Source organism: Micromonospora aurantiaca ATCC 27029 (genome assembly GCF_000145235.1).
Lineage (GTDB): Bacteria > Actinomycetota > Actinomycetes > Mycobacteriales > Micromonosporaceae > Micromonospora > Micromonospora aurantiaca.
This window is the reverse complement of sequence record NC_014391.1, coordinates 14,729-29,408: the sequence shown is the minus strand read 5'-3', so window position 1 is coordinate 29,408 and position 14,680 is coordinate 14,729. Positions and strand designations below refer to the sequence as shown.

Genomic DNA, 14,680 nt, shown 5'->3' with positions numbered 1-14,680 from the left:
TCCCCCCGACGCGGGGCGCTAGTACAGGTGTTCGGCAAGTTGTCACACCCGCGTGGCACGATCCCTCGAACCTGCCTACGGACGCGAAACGGAGTGATGGGATGGAGAGAGGCCGGGTACAGGAGCTTCACTTCATTACACCGATCTCCAACCTAGAGTCGGTGTTGCGGCATGGCATCCTGAGTCACAACGCAGCACGACGTCTCCCACACCTCTCAGTAGCGGACGAGGACGTGCAATCGCGCAGACGGCAGAAGAGAGTCCCAGGCGGGATGCAACTTCACGATTATGCCAACCTGTACTTCGACGCTCGAAATCCGATGATGTATCGGATAAAGGGCAACGGGACGCCGCTGGCCGTCGTTTGTGTAAATCCGTCGATCCTGGATCTACCAGGGGTAGTGATCACTGACGGAAACGCAGCATCTGATGGTACCCGGTTTGCTGCATCCCCGGGGGGAATTGCTATACTAGATGAAGGGCTGGTATATGCACACTCTTGGACTAGTAGCGACAGGTGGGACTACATCGAGCGTAAGCGAGCTCGGTGCGCGGAGGTGCTAGTTCCAAACTGTGTAGACCCAAGCTATATCGACAAGGCAAAAGTGATTCGACAGTCACATGTGATTTCGTGCCATGCGGCTGGCCTGCGAGGGGAGGTGTTCGCCAATGTCTTCTTTGCCTAGCAAGGACGGAGACCTCGTTCAGTTGAAGCGGGGGGATCTCCTGAACTCTAAAGCTCACGCCCTAGTCAACACCGTAAACTGCGTGGGCATCATGGGAAAGGGCATAGCGCTCGCGTTCAAGAAGCGTTACCCCAACATGTTCCGGGACTACGTCAGACGATGCGATCAGGGCCTCGTGCAACTTGGGAAGCCGTACGCATATCAAGACGAAGAGAAGTTGATTATCAACTTCCCCACCAAGCAGCACTGGCGATCTGTAAGCAGGCTAGAGGACATCGAACATGGCCTTGAGCACCTGCGCAGCAATCTATCCAAGTGGGGCGTGCGCTCGATTGCTGTCCCACCGCTAGGCTGCGGAAATGGTCAGCTCGAATGGTCAGTTGTGGGTCCAACCCTGTACCGCCACTTGAGCACGTTTGGCATCCCGGTTGAACTCTACGTCCCCCACGATGTCGAACCCGATCAGGCGCAACTCGCTCTATTCAACCCGCAGGCGTCACCTCCAAGTGGAGTGGCGTCGGCACATGAGGCCCGATATGTGGATCCTGCAACGATTGCCCTTGTCGAAATCCTGCATCGGATCGAGCAAGAGCCGTTCCACTGGCCTGTTGGTCGGATCATGTTCCAAAAACTGGCTTACTTCGCCACTGCAGCCGGCCTACCTACCGGCCTAGATTACCAAGCTGCTAGCTACGGCCCGTACGCCGCCGACTTGAAGAGAGTTGTTGGAAGGCTCCAGAACAACGGCCTAGTGAAAGAGCAGCAGAATGGGCGGGCCTTCGAGGTGAAGGTGGGCCCGACCTTTACCGATGCACGAGCATCGGCTATAGGTGAACTGGACGGATGGGAAGACCGCATATCGCGTGTGGTGGACCTTATATCGCGGTTCAACCCTAGCCGGGCCGAAGTAGCCGCCTCGGTCCATTACGCAGCAGATGCTTTACGGAATAAGCTTGGGCGGACTCCCACAGCTGAGGAGGTGGTGGATGCAGTCCTGAAGTGGAAGGTGCGTCGTCAGCCTCCAATCCGTCGGGAAGATGTTGAGCAGGCGGTCGTACAATTGGCCATCCAACGCTGGATTGAGGTCGAGCCGGATGATTCGATTGCAGACGCTGCGAACGAGTTGGTAGGCGTGTAGCGCAGCCTCACAGCCACTACCGAAGCTTGCCATCCCGTCTGCCGCCGACCCACACATCGTGGAGCAGACCAGGGTCAGGGTGACAAGGTGGAGCGCCCTACCGGACGTACGACCTTGTCACCCTGACCCTGGTCTGCTCGGCTTGCCTGGGTCGGTGGCTGGCGGGATGGCATCCCACCTCAACCACCCTCTGACCGGAACCGTTCGGCAACTCCATCTCGGAGTCGTCTGGCCCCCGCCGGAGGCACATCTCTAACCCCACCCTCTCCCTCACCCCACCACCCCCACACCCACCTCCACCCCTTCCCCACCCTGCGGCCTGGGCGACCGTGCGGAACCGTTCGGCAACTTCGTCCGCCGCGGTTGGCCCGCCGGATCTCGTGCTGCTTTGGGGATCGTCGGAACCGGGTGGAGCGTGTTCGCCTGGCCCTGGTCGTCCTTCGGGACTCGTCACCGGGTCACTTCACTGACCCAGGTGTGACGCGCGGGGCGGGGCGTGGGGTTCGGGCTGGCTGATTTTCCGCCCCGGCGCCGTAGGCGGCCGGGGCGGCGGCTCCGCAGGAGCCGTTTGCCGCGCCCCGGCCCGCGCCGCGCGGAGCGCGCTTGATCTAGTACAGGCCAATTCGGCAACAGATCACGGACAGCGCTCCAGGGGACAAGGTTCTCACGGCACCCATCTCTCCCGGCTGTCTCCGGGGGCTATGTCAGAGGAAATGGCGGCACTACCTCCTCGGGCGCTGACGCTTCGCATGTGGTCACCCACTGGCTCCCCGCCTCATTAGCCATTGGTCGCCAGAAAACTACTTTCCGTTACCCCTCATGCGAAGATCATCTTTGCCATATGCAACTTGCACCCGCCTGATAGACGCTCTGCCGAATAACGCTAAGTGGTAATAAAAACGGGCAAAACACCCCGAAAATTCGCCCTGATTGGCCAATCACTTTTTGCACGGTCGTTTCGTTTCACATTAAGCGGGCGGACACAGCCCGTGCAGAAGGGGGCGGCACCCTGCTTGGTCCGCGAGTGCCGCCCCTGCCCTGCGCCCAGCCCACTGCGAGGGAGAGACGCAAGACGATGAGACTAACGACCGTTCGCAGGTTCGGTGGTTCCCGCGATGGGAATTCCAGCGATTCGGCCCGCCGCAAGCCGACGATCGGCGAGGTAGCCACGCTCATTGCTGCCTCAGCTACGGCGATCACCGCAATCACCGGCCTGATCAGCTCGTGCGGTAGCTAGCCACCTCTCGGCCAGCCGTCTATCGACACGCGATGGGCGGCTGGCCGAGAAACAGACCAGCTGGCGTCAGAGATGGAAGTGGTGACAGCCACGACCGCGGCTCGTTGGCCAACCGGCGTCGCCTCACCGCGCTCCGCTTCTAGCTGCTTCCGCACCGCCCAGGACGCGGGCACAGCAACAAGGCCGACGCAGGCAAGCCCCACGAGTGCCCCAAGCACCCAGGGCCATCCCCGCCGGCCTTGTCGCTGCCCGGACTCGGTGCGGTCGCCATCCGTGCGGTTCCTCCCCCATGGTCATCATCTGCCGGCGATACGAAGCAACCAGGAAAGATCAAAGACCCTCGACCTGCATGAGGGCCTGCGCGATTTGCCGCATCGACGTAACCACCGCGTCCGCACCCGCCTCTTGGAACGCCGCCACCTTTGCGGGCTTGTTCGCATACCCGATCACACGAGTGCCTGCGGCTTTCGCTCCCTCGATGTCGGAGAGCGAGTCGCCGACCAACACACACAGCGCCGGAACGACTCCAAGGGATGCCGCCGCGTCAACGATGGGCGTCGGGTTCGGCTTCATGCGCGAGGGATCGGCGTATGCCCGGCCAACAGTCTTGGCGACGTGCTGGCTCAGTCGGTGCTCTCTCAAGTAGGCCTCCACCGCTTGGGGCGAGTTGTTGCTGACCACCGCGATTGGCAGGTGCAGCTGGCGCGCGGCCACGATGACCTCTCGCCCGTAGGCGGTCGGTTCCGCCGTCGATGCCGCCTTCACCTCAGCTGCGATCAAGGCGTCTTCGACGAGTCGGGTCAACTCCTGATCCGACGAGCTGCCGGTGTGCCTCAGCACCTCCAGGGGGTCCGATTCTTCGGCTAGCTCGTTCATGAGCGCCAAGCCCTGGCTCACTAGTAGGTCGAGGAGCTCCCTCGCAACCTGTGGTGCTGGGTAGTTGGCGAAGATGCTGCATACCGGCCCGTCGAAGTCGAGCAGCAATGCGCGGACATCCCGGCACAGCTGCTCCAGGCTGGCGGTCATCCTTCGTGCCGATAGGCGATGGTCGACCATAGGGAGTCGAACCACTGGCGGGACGCTTCCACGAACTGAGTGCCGTGCGAGGTGTCGTCGTCGGTGACGGCGTAGTGGAAGAGCGGGACGTCCTTGCCCATGAGGTCGTAGATGGCGGTGGGCTCGCCCTTGATGGTGACGGTCCGTTCGACGGCGGGGTAGAAGCCGAAGAACACCTCTTCACCGTTGAGGACGTAGAGCTTGAACTGCGGTGAACCGCGATGCATCCGCACCTCGACCGTGGCCGAACGAATCAAGCCCAGGTCGCCTAGCTCCGTGACCTGATCAACAATGCCGTCGACAGCCCTGCGGGTGATGCGGTCAGCTCGTTCCCGGACGGCCGGATCGTCAGACTGTGTCTCAGCCCTGGCGGGTAGCGCCATGGGGACGGACATGTCGGAGACGAGCACACGTACTGCGATCGTCTCCGGGGCGAGGCGACCAACGCGGACCTTGTCCAGCACCTCGGCCAGGGCGTCTCGCAGGGTCTCGCCAGAAAAGCCGGCGAAGTCGATGGTGACGTGGGCTCGCTCGAACGCTGCTTCGATGTGGGGTCGTAGCTCCACGGCCCGTTGCGTCTGGGCGCGAACGAAAGCGCCGCTGCCTTGCCGGGTGATGATGAGGCGTTCTGAGCGGAGCACCTCTAGCGCTCGTTTGATGGTCTCCCGTGCCACCCCGTAGCGGGAAGCAAGTTCAGGTTGCGACGGCAACTTGTCGCCCGGCGCCAGTCGGCGCGTAAGGATCGCGGCCCGGAGCTTGTTTGCGATCTGCTGTGACGCCTGCTTCGGGTCATCGGGGTCGAGTTCACCCAGGTAGTCCAGGTCTTCGGTCACCCGTCAAGGTTACCTGCTGGCTAGCCAAGCTAGGAAACCCCGACTCCAACTCTTGACCTGACTAGCCAAGGCGGCCTAGCCTCGGTGCATGCCGCTTGGCTAGCCAGGCAAGTCAAGCCTGGTGCACAAGCTCTACCGGATGGGTCCGGCTGAGCAGAAAGCGCATTGCGCTGAAGGAGGAATCCGTGGCTCTTCGTGGTGGTACTCGGTTCTCGGTTCCGTTCGAGGCGGTCTTTCCGCATGGCGCGGTGTTCGTGCCGGACTCGATTGCGGAGGCGCAGGACTTCAACGAGGCGACTCGTCAGCGGACGCCGGCGAAGGACAAGGTGACGGGTCAGCGGGTGTGGCAGTGCCGGGTGATGGACATGGACCCGGAGTTGGGGTCGCGGTCGCGTGAGGTGGCGATCAAGATCCTGGCGGATGTGCAGCCGGTGCCGCCGGTGGGTCCGTTCCAGCCGGTGGAGTTCGAGGGCCTGACGGTGACCCCGTACGTGGGCAGCAACGGTCGGCTGGCGTTCTCCTACCGGGCCACTGGTCTGGTGGCGCCGAAGACCCTGGCCGAGACGCGCGGGAAGGCTGCCTGATGTTCGGCCGCAAGCGCCCCGAGCCGGAGCCGGTGCGTCGGGATCAGGTGATGAAGCTGATCAACCTGGGGATGAAGGAGACCGACGCCGCTGACCGGGACATCGACAGCCCGGAGTTCGACAGGGCCCGCGACGCGTTCAACAGCGCGATGCGGAAGTCGACCCCGGCGGAAAAGGCCGCCGCGTACGACGCGCTCAAGCGGCACGGCTACTGACTGACGTTGGCGCGGGGCGGCCCATGCCCTAGGAACGCCGGCCGCCCCGCTGCCCTCTCAAACCCTCTCGGCCTGGAAGGGCAGGTTCATCATGCCTGTTGTCCTGGACTGGACGCGCACTGCCGGTGCCGGCGAGCCGGTCCCGTGTGTCATCTGCGGTAAGCCTGCGATCTGCCGGAGTCCGGCGGGTAAGCCGGTGCACAAGGTCTGCGCGGAGACCTGGACCGAGCAGCGTTCCGCCGACCGCCGGGCGGTGGCGTGATGGTGCGGGCGCCGCTGGTCAACTTCCGCCGGTTCCAGATCTCGGCGCCGTGGCCGCTGCTCTGGACCGTCACCGTTCTGTTCCTCCTGTTCCGCCTCGCCGTGGCCGTGGTCCGGCTCGCGGTGTTCGTAGTGCGGCACTGGCAGGCCTGGCCAGGCGTCGCCCTGGTCCTGCTCGCCGTGAACGTCTACCGGTCGCACGGCTGGTGGCCTCACGCCCTGGTCGCCGTCGTCCTCGCCGCCTCGGGTGGCGTGTGGTGGTGGCGCGGCCGTGACTCGTTCCACCGCCACGTCATCCTCCGTTCCGTCTCGGTGTGGCGGCGCCTGTGGGTGTACCGGCGGCAGTGGCACGAGGTCATGTCGCTGTGCGGGCTGGTGAAGAAGTACGACGGCGGTGAGGTGGTGCCGCGGCTGTTGTCGGTGCGCTGCTCCTACGCCACCGACGAACTGGTGCTGCGGATGCCGAAGGGCCAGAACCCCGAGGTGTACCACAAGGCCGCCCGGGACCTGGCGTACTCGTTCGGTACCCGGCACTGCCGCGTCTTCTCCACCCGCCGCCACCCCATCCCGCACCGCACCGGACGCCTCGCGTTCGTGCTGCGGCTGATCGACCGGGTGCAGTTCCGCGACCGGCCCCGCCACGTGTGGCTGGTGTTCATCCGCCGCGACCCGCTCACCCGCATCGTCGCCCCGCTGCCCGTGCCCGCTCGTCCGGACTTCACCGCCCTCCCGCTCGGCCTGCGCGAGGACTTGGCGGTCTACTGCTTCCGGCTCCTGGCCACGCACGTGCTCATCGGCGGCGCCACGCGGATGGGCAAGGGCTCGGTCATCTGGTCCCTGCTCCGCTCCCTCGCCGCCGGCATCCGATCGGGGCTGGTGCGGGTGTGGGCGATCGACCCCAAGGGCGGCATGGAACTGGCGATCGGCCGGCCCCTGTTCTCCCGCTACGTCGACGACGACTGGTCCCGCATGGCCGACCTCCTCGAAGACGCCGTAGCCCGCATGCGCGCCCGGCAGCAGATCCTGCGCGGCAAAGCCCGTGTCCACACCCCCACCGTCGATGAACCGCTGATCGTCGTCGTCATCGATGAGATCGCCGCGCTGCTGGCCTACCTGCCCGACTCCGAGGTGCGCCAGCGGATCACGCAGGCGCTGGGGTTGCTGCTGTCGCAGGGTGCCGGGCTCGGTGTCCTGGTCGTCGCCGCCACCCAGGACCCCCGCAAGGAAGTCGTCTCGGTGCGGGACCTGTTCCCGACCCGCATCGCTCTCGGGCTCACCGAGCGGGGTCACGTCGATCTGCTGCTCGGTGATGGCGCCCGCGAGCGGGGAGCCCTGGCGGATCAGATCCCGCTGTCCGGCAAGGGCGTGGCCTACGTGCTGCTGGACGGTCAGCCCGAACCGGCTCGGGTCCGGTTCTCCTACCTGGCCGACGACGTGATCCGCGACATGGCCGCGACCTTCCCCGCTCCGCCGGAGACGCAGCCGGAGCCCGCTGTCCAGCCCACGGCGCCCAAGCCTCGCGCCAGCAACGGCAGCGGGCGGCACACCACCTACCGGCCGACGCCGAAGCAGGGCGCTCCGCTGTTGCCGCCGTCGCTGCTCAACGCCCTGGACCTCAACAGCACGAACGGGAGTGACCCCCGATGACCCACCACGAGATCCCCGAGGGCGCTGCGGTGCGGGTGCCCTACGCCGACGAACCCGACCAGCAGACCTCGGAACCGCGCCGCTTCTACCGGCTGCGTGCCCCGCACGTCGACAAGGCGTCGGTGCCGGTCACGGTCCGGGTCACCCCGGACGCCGACCTCTACATCGCCGTGGGTGCCGGTCGTCGGCGGATGTACCTGACGCCTGCGGAGGCGTGGGCGCTGTGGCGCTGCCTGTCCGAAGCCGTGGCCTCTACGGGCGAGCCGCCGGAGTGGATCCGCGTGCACGTCAACCCCACCACCCGCTAACCGCCGCCTGCCTGCTTGGAGCTTGTGATGCGTACCCGTCGCCTCAACCGCCGGCCGATCCGCCGGACCTGCCTCGACCTGCTCCACACCGACCCCGACCAGACCTGCCCCTACTGCGCACCCGACCCCGACGCCGTCGACGTGATCGCCGCGGCGCTGCGCCAGCATGCCGAGATCGCCGCCGAAGACGCCGAAGCGTGGGGGTGGGCGGCATGACCGGCCGTCCCGGGCGCGGTCCGTTCGCGCTTCCGGTCGCCGTGTTCATCGTCGGCTGGGGCGGCCCCGTGCAGCTCGTCACCGACCCCGACGACTGCTCCCTGTGCCAGCAGCGAGACGAGGTGCAGATCTGGAACCCCGACATGACCGACGGCCTGACCTACGAGCTGACCCCGCCCGCGCACCGCATGTGGAAGGTCCCCTGCCCGGTCTGCCGGCACACCGACTTCACCCGATGGGAGGCCCCGAAGTGACCGCCACCCGCCCGAGCCCGGACCGGCTGGAAGCCGTCGCGCTGGTCCTCATCCTCCTCATCGTCGCCGGGACCGCCGGGTGGGCGTCGTTCTCCCACGTCCACGACTGGACCATGCGCCACGTCCCGCCCGGCACCCCCGACGCCTTCGGCTGGGCCAACGCCGTCCTGTCCGACCTCGTACCCGTCGCGTGCCTGCTCGACATCCGCCGACGCCGACGCCACCGCCAGCCCATCGGCTACCCGGTGTTCCTCATGCTTGCCTTCGCGTCCTTCTCCCTCGCCGCGCAGCTCGCCGTCGCGGACGCGAGTCCGTCGGGGTGGCTGCTGTCCGCGCTGCCGGCGCTGGCGTTCATGGCCCTGACCAAGCTCGTCTTCACCGGCACCCCCACCCCGGTGAAGCCGGCCCCGACCCCGACCCCGGCTCCGGATCGGGAGCCCGTCGACGCCGAACCCGTCAACGTCCCGACCGCCCCGGCGCCCGTCTTCACACCCCCGGCTCCGGTTCCGGTTCGGTCGGCGCTCGTGTCGTCGGTCGTTCAGGCCCCGCGCAACGGCCACATCGTCTCGGAGGTGACCCGATGACCCAGCCCAAGCACCCGCGGCTGACGGACATGTGTGCCGTGTGCAACGGACCGATCGAGTACGTCGACGTGAAGGACCCGTACTGGCGGCACACCGACATGCGCAACCTCGCCAAGCCCCACGGCGCCCGCCCCCGCCGATAGCCCCGACCGCTGCGGCGTGGCCGGCTCACCCTCGACCGCGCCGCAGCACCCCATCGAGCCAGAGCAGGAGAACCCGTGATGTCGTCCACTGCCCGTACCGCTCTCGCCCACCGGACCCGTCCCACCACGCTGACCCGCCGGATCGTCGGCACCCCGGCCGAGGTCGCCGCCGCGCTCGCCGTGCTGCGGGAGTCGGGGCGGCTGATGTTCGCCGACCGCCCCCACCAGCATGCTGACGGCCGGGTCACGGTCACCGTGCGGTTCCTGAACACCGCCCGCACCACCCCACCGCCCGTGCGTCGGCTGCGCCGCGGCCGGGTCATCGCCGCCACCGCCATCACCACCACTGCCGTCGGCGCGCTGGCCGGGATCGGCTACCTCGCGACCCAGGTCGCGCACACCGTTCAGCGCAACGCGCCCGCCGTTGTTGGCGTGGTCCTGGTCCTGCTCGTCCTCGCGGTGTTGCTGCTGCGCCGGAAGGTCACCTGCGGCGGGCTGCACTGCTCCGGGTGCCAGCACTGACCGCCATGAACATCGGTCGGCCCGTCTACTGCGCGCGCTGCCGTCGGTGGGCCACCGCCCTCATCGAAGCCGGCCTTCCCGGCACCGGCCGCTACCGCGCCGAAACCGCCTGCACCCGCCACCAGGCCGCTGCCCGCCGCTGGGCCAGCCACGCCGGCCCACCCCGCACCACCCCCATCGGCCCTGCACCCGCTGTCCTGTTCGAGCTGCCGGAGGTGAACACGTCATGAGGGCTCTGTATGACGGGTCCGGTGGTGTTCATTCAGGACGCCGATCGCGCGCCACGCGTGCGGCTACCACCTGCACCGCCTCTTTCCCCCACCGGTTCGGCTCACGCCTCGGGCGCCCCGCCGCGCCTGTTGAGGTGACACCCCAATCGTGCCAGCCACACCCCACCGACTCCACCCCGCTCCCCGCCCCCCGGAGGTGACCCGATGACCGCCCCGACCCTGCCCGGCCTCACCCCCGACCCGGCCCCACCGACCACCAACCCGGTAACCGTCCCGGCTGACCTCGGCCCGGCTCCCGGCACCCGCGCAGCCCGTCTCGCGCTGCCGATGTCGCGCAAGGTGCTCACGGAGATGGCCGCCGAGTACGGCGTCTGCCTGCACCCGGTCACCCTGCGCCGCACCGACCTGCACACCGGCCACACCGAAGTCGTAGACCTGCCCTGCGGCTCCACCCGCGAAGACAAGTGCGAGCCGTGCGCGAAACGTGCCCGCCGGCTGCGGCAGACGCAGATCCGGGAGGGCTGGCACCGCACCGACGAACCCGCACCCGGCCCGAACCCGGCCACCGACGCGCAACGTGAGTTGATCCTGCTGCGGGCTCACCTGGAGTTCGCCCGCGACGAGGCCCAACGCGCGGCACAGTTCGACCAGGTGCCCGCCATCGATGAGGCGATCGGGGAGGTCGAGGAAGCCATCGCCGCCGAAGGACTCCGCGGCGCCGTCGCCCCACCCCACGACCAGGACGACGACAACCACGCACGCCGCAAACGCTCCACCCGCCGCCGCCAAGACGCCCCCGACCTGCCGCGCAAGAAGGTCGAGCCGCGCACCGTGGGGAAGGTCTACACCGCGCCCGACGGCACCGAACACCGGCCGTCCATGTGGCTGTCACTCACCCTGGACACCTACGGCCGGGTGCTGCCCGACGGCACCCCCGTCAACCCCGACACCTACGACTACCGGCGCGCAGCCTGGGACGCGGTGCACTTCGCCCGCCTCCTGGACCGGTTCTGGCAGAACCTGCGGCGCTGCGTGGGCTGGAACGTGCAGTACGCCGGGTGCGTCGAGCCCCAACGGCGCCTCGCGCCACACGCCCACTTCGCCATCCGCGGCACCATCCCGCGCGCCGTGCTGCGGCAGGTAGCCGCCGCCACCTACCACCAGGTCTGGTGGCCCGCCGCTGACGAACCGGTCTACTCCCTCGACCGGCCACCCGTGTGGGACGCCGACCGCGCGGAGTGGATCGACCCCGACAGTCGGGAACCGCTGCGCTCGTGGGCTGACGCCCTGGATCTCATCGACTCTGACCCTGACGCGCAACCGGCTCACGTGGTCCGCTTCGGATCGCAGGTCCACGCCGAGGGCGTCACCCCGGGGACGGTTCACGCCAACCGCACCATCGGTTACATCACGAAGTACATCACCAAGTCCGCGGCTGACTGCCACAAGCCCGATACCGACCGGCAGCGGGACCACCTCGACCGGCTGTGGCACGAGCTGCGGGTGACGCCGTGCAACGAGCGGTGCGCGAACTGGCTGCTCTACGGCATCCAGCCGAAGAAGGCACACGGACGTCTGCAAGCCGGCCGCTGCAAAGGCAAAGTCCACCAACGCGCCACCCTCGGCATCGGCGGCCGGCGCATCCTCGTCTCCCGCGACTGGTCCGGGAAGACCCTCGCCGACCACCGGGCCGACGCCCGCGCCTGGGTCCGCAACCTCCTCGGCATCACCGTCGGCGCCGCCGACGCCGACGCCGTCGACCAGGACGACCCACCCGCGTACGCCTGGGAACTCGCCCGACCCGACGACCCGGACCTACCGCCGCTGCAACACCGGCTCCTCAAGGCGCTGTCGCAACGCGCGCAGTGGAAGGCGGCACTGCTCGCGGCGAGAGACAAGGCGACACAGGGCATCCCGGTTCCGACCCGATCCGACCTCGACTCCCCGGAAGGACGTGCGTGATGATCCAGCCCCACGCCGTGGCTCCCAAAAGCGTCCGCCCCGCCGAAGCTGCCGCCCTGCTGGGCGTCTGCCGGGACACCGTCTACGTCCTGATGCGCTCCGGGCGACTGCGGTCGATCAAGGCTGGCCGGGCTCGCCTGATCCCGCTGACGGCAATTGACGAGTTCCTGTCGGCTGATGAGGAGTTCGCGGCATGACGGGGCGTCGCCGTCGGGCTCACGGGGAAGGCTCGGTGTACGAGCAGCGGCCGGGCGTGTGGGCCGCGGTCATCGACCTCGGGTGGATCGACGGGAAGCGGAAGCGGAAGTACGTCTACGCCAAGAGCGAGGCTGAAGCGGTCCGGAAGCGCGACGAGCTGCGGCGCCAACTTCAACTCGGCGTCGACCTCACCGCGCAGCCTCGGACCGTTGAAGCGTGGCTGACCGAGTGGCTGAGGGACGTGAAGGCTCACGACGGCACTCGGCCGTCGACGCTCGCCCGCTACCGACTGGCCGTGACTAAGCACCTGGTGCCGGGGTTGGGTCGGGTGAAGCTCGACCGGCTGACGCCTCGGGAGGTACAGAGGTTCCTCACCGGGCTTCGCGGCAAGCTCGCGCCGGCCAGCATCATCAAGGTTCACGCAGTTCTGCGCGTCGCCCTGGCCGACGCCGAGCGGATGGACCTCGTCGCGCGCAACGTCGCCAAGGCGGCCAAGCCACCGGCCCTCGGCCGGGTCGAAAGACGGGCACTGACTCCCGAGGAAGCCAAGCAACTGCTGTCGGTGCTCACCGGGGACCGGTTGGAGTCCCTGTTCGTCCTGGCGCTGGCCACCGGGCTTCGCCGGGCGGAACTGCTGGGCCTGCGCTGGTCGGATGTCGACCTGCCCGGTAAGGCGCTGTTCGTTCGCCAGACGGTCCAGCGCACCGACCGCGGCTTGGAGTTCGTGCCGCCGAAGACGCACCGGTCGAGTCGGCCTCTGCCACTGTCCGCGTTGGCGGTCCGGGCGTTGGAGGCTCAGCGGGTCCGTCAGGCCAGAGAACGGCTCGCGGCGGGGGAGCTGTGGTCAGATCTCGGGCTGGTTTTCGCCAGCACGATCGGCACCGCGATGGAGCCGCGGAACGTCAACCGCCGCTTCGAGCAGCTACGCGCGGCGGCCGGTCTGGACTGGCTGCACCTGCACGACCTGCGCCATGCATTCGCCACGTTCCTGCTCGACCAGGGCGAGGAGTTGCGCACGGTGATGGAGCTGCTCGGGCACTCCACGATCCGGATGACGGCTGACACCTATGGGCACGTCCTGCCGGCGCGGGCTCGTCAGGCTGCCTCGGCCATCGACCGGGTCCTCGGCGAGGAGGGCATGGCGTGACCGCTTGGCTGTACGATTGGCTGTACTCGGGACCGAGATCAACCGGGGAAAGTGCTGGTGGAGCCCAGGGGACTCGAACCCCTAACCCCTGCCTTGCAAAGGCAGTGCTCTGCCAGTTGAGCTAGGGCCCCGTGACGGCGTTCAGCGCAGGTCGGGCGCCGTGGTCGCCTCGTGCCACAGGGCGCGCTCGTCGTTCGAGGCCTTGACCTTCTTGGCCACGACGGCGGCCACACCGACGATGCCGGCCAGGATCAGGAGCTTCTTGAACATGTGCTTGACCCCTCGCGCTCGACTGTCGTCGGACGATGTGCGGTGGGGCTAGCTGGAATCGAACCAGCGACCTCAGAGTTATCAGCTCTGCGCTCTAACCGACTGAGCTATAGCCCCGCGTAGCGACGAGCTAGGTTAACCCATCGCCTCCACCGCGCCCAAATCGGGGGTCTGTGGTGGGAAGCACCCGCGCCACCTCGAACCTACCCGGACGCACGACGCCGGGGCGACCGCTTTACGCGGTGCCCCGGCGCCGGTCGATCAGTCCCGCTCGGCGAGCGTCAGCTCGATCCCGCCGACCAGGTCGGCGCAGACGTTGTAGACGAACGCGCTGAGCGTGGCCAGCGCGGTGAACAGCACGACGTTCACCAGGCCGATCAGCGCCGACGTCAGGATCACGCCCTTGGCGGTGATCCGGAAGCCGCCGCCACCCTGGCCGCCGCCGGCGTTCACCAGGTCGGTGAGGCTGTCGTTGACGCTCTTGAACACACCCATGGCGTCCAGCGCCAGGTAGAGCACCGACGTCGCCACGACGACCACGATGAAGAGCACCACCGACACCGCGAAGGCGAACTTCATCACCGACCACGGGTCGATCCGCTTCAGGTTCAGCCGGGCCCGTCGCGGTCCGCGCGACGCGGCCGAGCTGACCGAGGTACGCGCGGCGCGTACCGCCTCACCCACGCGCGCGGCGCCGACGGCTGCCGCGCCGCTGATGCCCGGCGGCAGGCCGCCGCCGTTGGCGGGCCGGGCCTGGGCGCTCGCGGCGCCGCTCGGGCGCGAGCCGTCGGGCGACGTCTTCGGGGCGGTGCCCAGGCCGGCACCGATCCGCGGCTGCGTGCCGGTCGTTCCGGTGGAGGCCCGGCCGGCGGCCGACGGGGTCTTGATCGGCTGGGTGCTCGTGGCGTTCGCGGGCTTGGCGGCCGGAGCGGCCAGACCGTCGGCCGATGTCGGCGCGTCGACCTTGGTCTCGGCCGAGTCCCGGGAACCGGAGTCCTCGGCCGGCTTGTCCGGAGGCGGGGCCATGCCGGGAGCCCGGGTGAACTTCGGGGCAGGCGCGTCGGCGGGAACCGTGGCCCGGCCCACAGCCGCGCGGCCGGTCGCTGGTGTGCCGCCCTGCGCGGCCTCCTCCTCGACCGGAGTGGCCGAGGTCCCCTTGTTCCCCGACTTCGCCTGTGTCTCCGTCATC

At 68.0% G+C, this 14,680-nt stretch carries 19 protein-coding genes and 2 tRNA genes; 15 read left to right on the top strand and 6 right to left on the bottom strand.

All coding sequences use genetic code 11. The annotated features are described in order from the left end of the window. Nucleotides 1-101: 101 nt before the first annotated feature. Together MICAU_RS33605 and darG are read left to right on the top strand one after the other, a co-directional pair. Nucleotides 102-686, top strand: coding sequence for a DUF4433 domain-containing protein (locus MICAU_RS33605; RefSeq protein WP_013283239.1), 585 nt, complete (start codon nucleotides 102-104; stop codon nucleotides 684-686). Continuing rightward, nucleotides 637-1,824, top strand: a complete 1,188-nt coding sequence (gene darG / locus MICAU_RS31615) for a type II toxin-antitoxin system antitoxin DNA ADP-ribosyl glycohydrolase DarG (RefSeq protein ID WP_083791296.1) — start codon at nucleotides 637-639, stop codon at nucleotides 1,822-1,824. The genes MICAU_RS33605 and darG overlap by 50 nt, the downstream gene beginning before the upstream one ends. A gap of 1,567 nt (nucleotides 1,825-3,391) precedes the next feature. On the opposite strand, the gene MICAU_RS00140 is transcribed toward darG, so the two are convergent. Together MICAU_RS00140 and MICAU_RS00135 are read right to left on the bottom strand one after the other, a co-directional pair. Further along, nucleotides 3,392-4,087, bottom strand: coding sequence for an HAD family hydrolase (locus MICAU_RS00140; protein ID WP_013283237.1), 696 nt, complete (start codon nucleotides 4,085-4,087; stop codon nucleotides 3,392-3,394). After that, a complete protein-coding gene (locus tag MICAU_RS00135) occupies nucleotides 4,084-4,950 on the bottom strand; it encodes a GntR family transcriptional regulator (protein ID WP_013283236.1) in 867 nt (288 codons plus the stop codon). The genes MICAU_RS00140 and MICAU_RS00135 overlap by 4 nt, the downstream gene beginning before the upstream one ends. Nucleotides 4,951-5,135: 185 nt before the next feature. Here MICAU_RS00135 and MICAU_RS00130 point away from each other — a divergent pair, with 185 nt between their 5' ends. The 13 genes from MICAU_RS00130 to MICAU_RS00075 all read left to right on the top strand — a co-directional run bounded on the left by MICAU_RS00130 (nucleotide 5,136) and on the right by MICAU_RS00075 (nucleotide 13,221). Beyond that, nucleotides 5,136-5,534: a hypothetical protein gene (locus MICAU_RS00130; protein WP_013283235.1), complete on the top strand. Its 399-nt coding sequence runs from the start codon at nucleotides 5,136-5,138 to the stop codon at nucleotides 5,532-5,534. Then, nucleotides 5,534-5,749: a hypothetical protein gene (locus MICAU_RS00125; protein ID WP_013283234.1), complete on the top strand. Its 216-nt coding sequence runs from the start codon at nucleotides 5,534-5,536 to the stop codon at nucleotides 5,747-5,749. The genes MICAU_RS00130 and MICAU_RS00125 overlap by 1 nt, the downstream gene beginning before the upstream one ends. A gap of 261 nt (nucleotides 5,750-6,010) precedes the next feature. Beyond that, nucleotides 6,011-7,657 carry an FtsK/SpoIIIE domain-containing protein gene (locus MICAU_RS00120; protein ID WP_013283232.1) on the top strand — a complete coding sequence of 549 codons (1,647 nt, stop codon included), beginning with the start codon at nucleotides 6,011-6,013 and terminating at the stop codon, nucleotides 7,655-7,657. After that, nucleotides 7,654-7,965, top strand: coding sequence for a hypothetical protein (locus MICAU_RS00115; protein WP_013283231.1), 312 nt, complete (start codon nucleotides 7,654-7,656; stop codon nucleotides 7,963-7,965). The genes MICAU_RS00120 and MICAU_RS00115 overlap by 4 nt, the downstream gene beginning before the upstream one ends. Nucleotides 7,966-7,992: 27 nt before the next feature. Then, the gene (locus MICAU_RS00110) at nucleotides 7,993-8,181 is read left to right on the top strand and encodes a hypothetical protein (RefSeq protein WP_013283230.1); all 189 of its coding nucleotides are present in this window, start codon (nucleotides 7,993-7,995) and stop codon (nucleotides 8,179-8,181) included. After that, entirely contained in the window at nucleotides 8,178-8,435 is a 258-nt protein-coding gene (locus MICAU_RS00105) for a hypothetical protein (RefSeq protein WP_013283229.1), read from the top strand. Before MICAU_RS00110 ends, MICAU_RS00105 begins: the two co-directional genes overlap by 4 nt. Then, nucleotides 8,432-9,019 (top strand): hypothetical protein, encoded by a 588-nt coding sequence (locus tag MICAU_RS00100; RefSeq protein ID WP_013283228.1) that lies wholly within the window; start codon nucleotides 8,432-8,434, stop codon nucleotides 9,017-9,019. Before MICAU_RS00105 ends, MICAU_RS00100 begins: the two co-directional genes overlap by 4 nt. Continuing rightward, a complete protein-coding gene (locus MICAU_RS32590) occupies nucleotides 9,016-9,162 on the top strand; it encodes a hypothetical protein (RefSeq protein ID WP_013283227.1) in 147 nt (48 codons plus the stop codon). Before MICAU_RS00100 ends, MICAU_RS32590 begins: the two co-directional genes overlap by 4 nt. Nucleotides 9,163-9,240: 78 nt before the next feature. Beyond that, nucleotides 9,241-9,684: a hypothetical protein gene (locus MICAU_RS00095; RefSeq protein ID WP_013283226.1), complete on the top strand. Its 444-nt coding sequence runs from the start codon at nucleotides 9,241-9,243 to the stop codon at nucleotides 9,682-9,684. Then, complete coding sequence (locus tag MICAU_RS00090) at nucleotides 9,672-9,914, top strand: hypothetical protein (RefSeq protein ID WP_157547391.1); 243 nt, start codon at nucleotides 9,672-9,674, stop codon at nucleotides 9,912-9,914. Before MICAU_RS00095 ends, MICAU_RS00090 begins: the two co-directional genes overlap by 13 nt. 204 nt (nucleotides 9,915-10,118) lie before the next feature. Next, entirely contained in the window at nucleotides 10,119-11,876 is a 1,758-nt protein-coding gene (locus MICAU_RS00085; RefSeq protein ID WP_013283225.1) for a replication initiator, read from the top strand. After that, nucleotides 11,876-12,073: a helix-turn-helix domain-containing protein gene (locus tag MICAU_RS00080; protein WP_013283224.1), complete on the top strand. Its 198-nt coding sequence runs from the start codon at nucleotides 11,876-11,878 to the stop codon at nucleotides 12,071-12,073. Before MICAU_RS00085 ends, MICAU_RS00080 begins: the two co-directional genes overlap by 1 nt. Nucleotides 12,074-12,108: 35 nt before the next feature. After that, entirely contained in the window at nucleotides 12,109-13,221 is a 1,113-nt protein-coding gene (locus MICAU_RS00075; RefSeq protein ID WP_244879703.1) for a tyrosine-type recombinase/integrase, read from the top strand. A gap of 55 nt (nucleotides 13,222-13,276) precedes the next feature. Here MICAU_RS00075 and MICAU_RS00070 read toward each other — a convergent pair. From MICAU_RS00070 to MICAU_RS00060, 4 genes are all read right to left on the bottom strand, one after another. Further along, nucleotides 13,277-13,352 (bottom strand) — tRNA-Ala (locus MICAU_RS00070). A 10-nt stretch (nucleotides 13,353-13,362) separates the two neighbouring features. After that, nucleotides 13,363-13,491, bottom strand: coding sequence for a DLW-39 family protein (locus tag MICAU_RS32905; protein ID WP_013283222.1), 129 nt, complete (start codon nucleotides 13,489-13,491; stop codon nucleotides 13,363-13,365). A 43-nt stretch (nucleotides 13,492-13,534) separates the two neighbouring features. Then, nucleotides 13,535-13,608: transfer RNA gene (locus MICAU_RS00065), tRNA-Ile, on the bottom strand. Nucleotides 13,609-13,752: 144 nt separating this feature from the next. Next, entirely contained in the window at nucleotides 13,753-14,679 is a 927-nt protein-coding gene (locus MICAU_RS00060) for a DUF3566 domain-containing protein (protein WP_013283221.1), read from the bottom strand. Nucleotide 14,680: the final 1 nt, after the last annotated feature.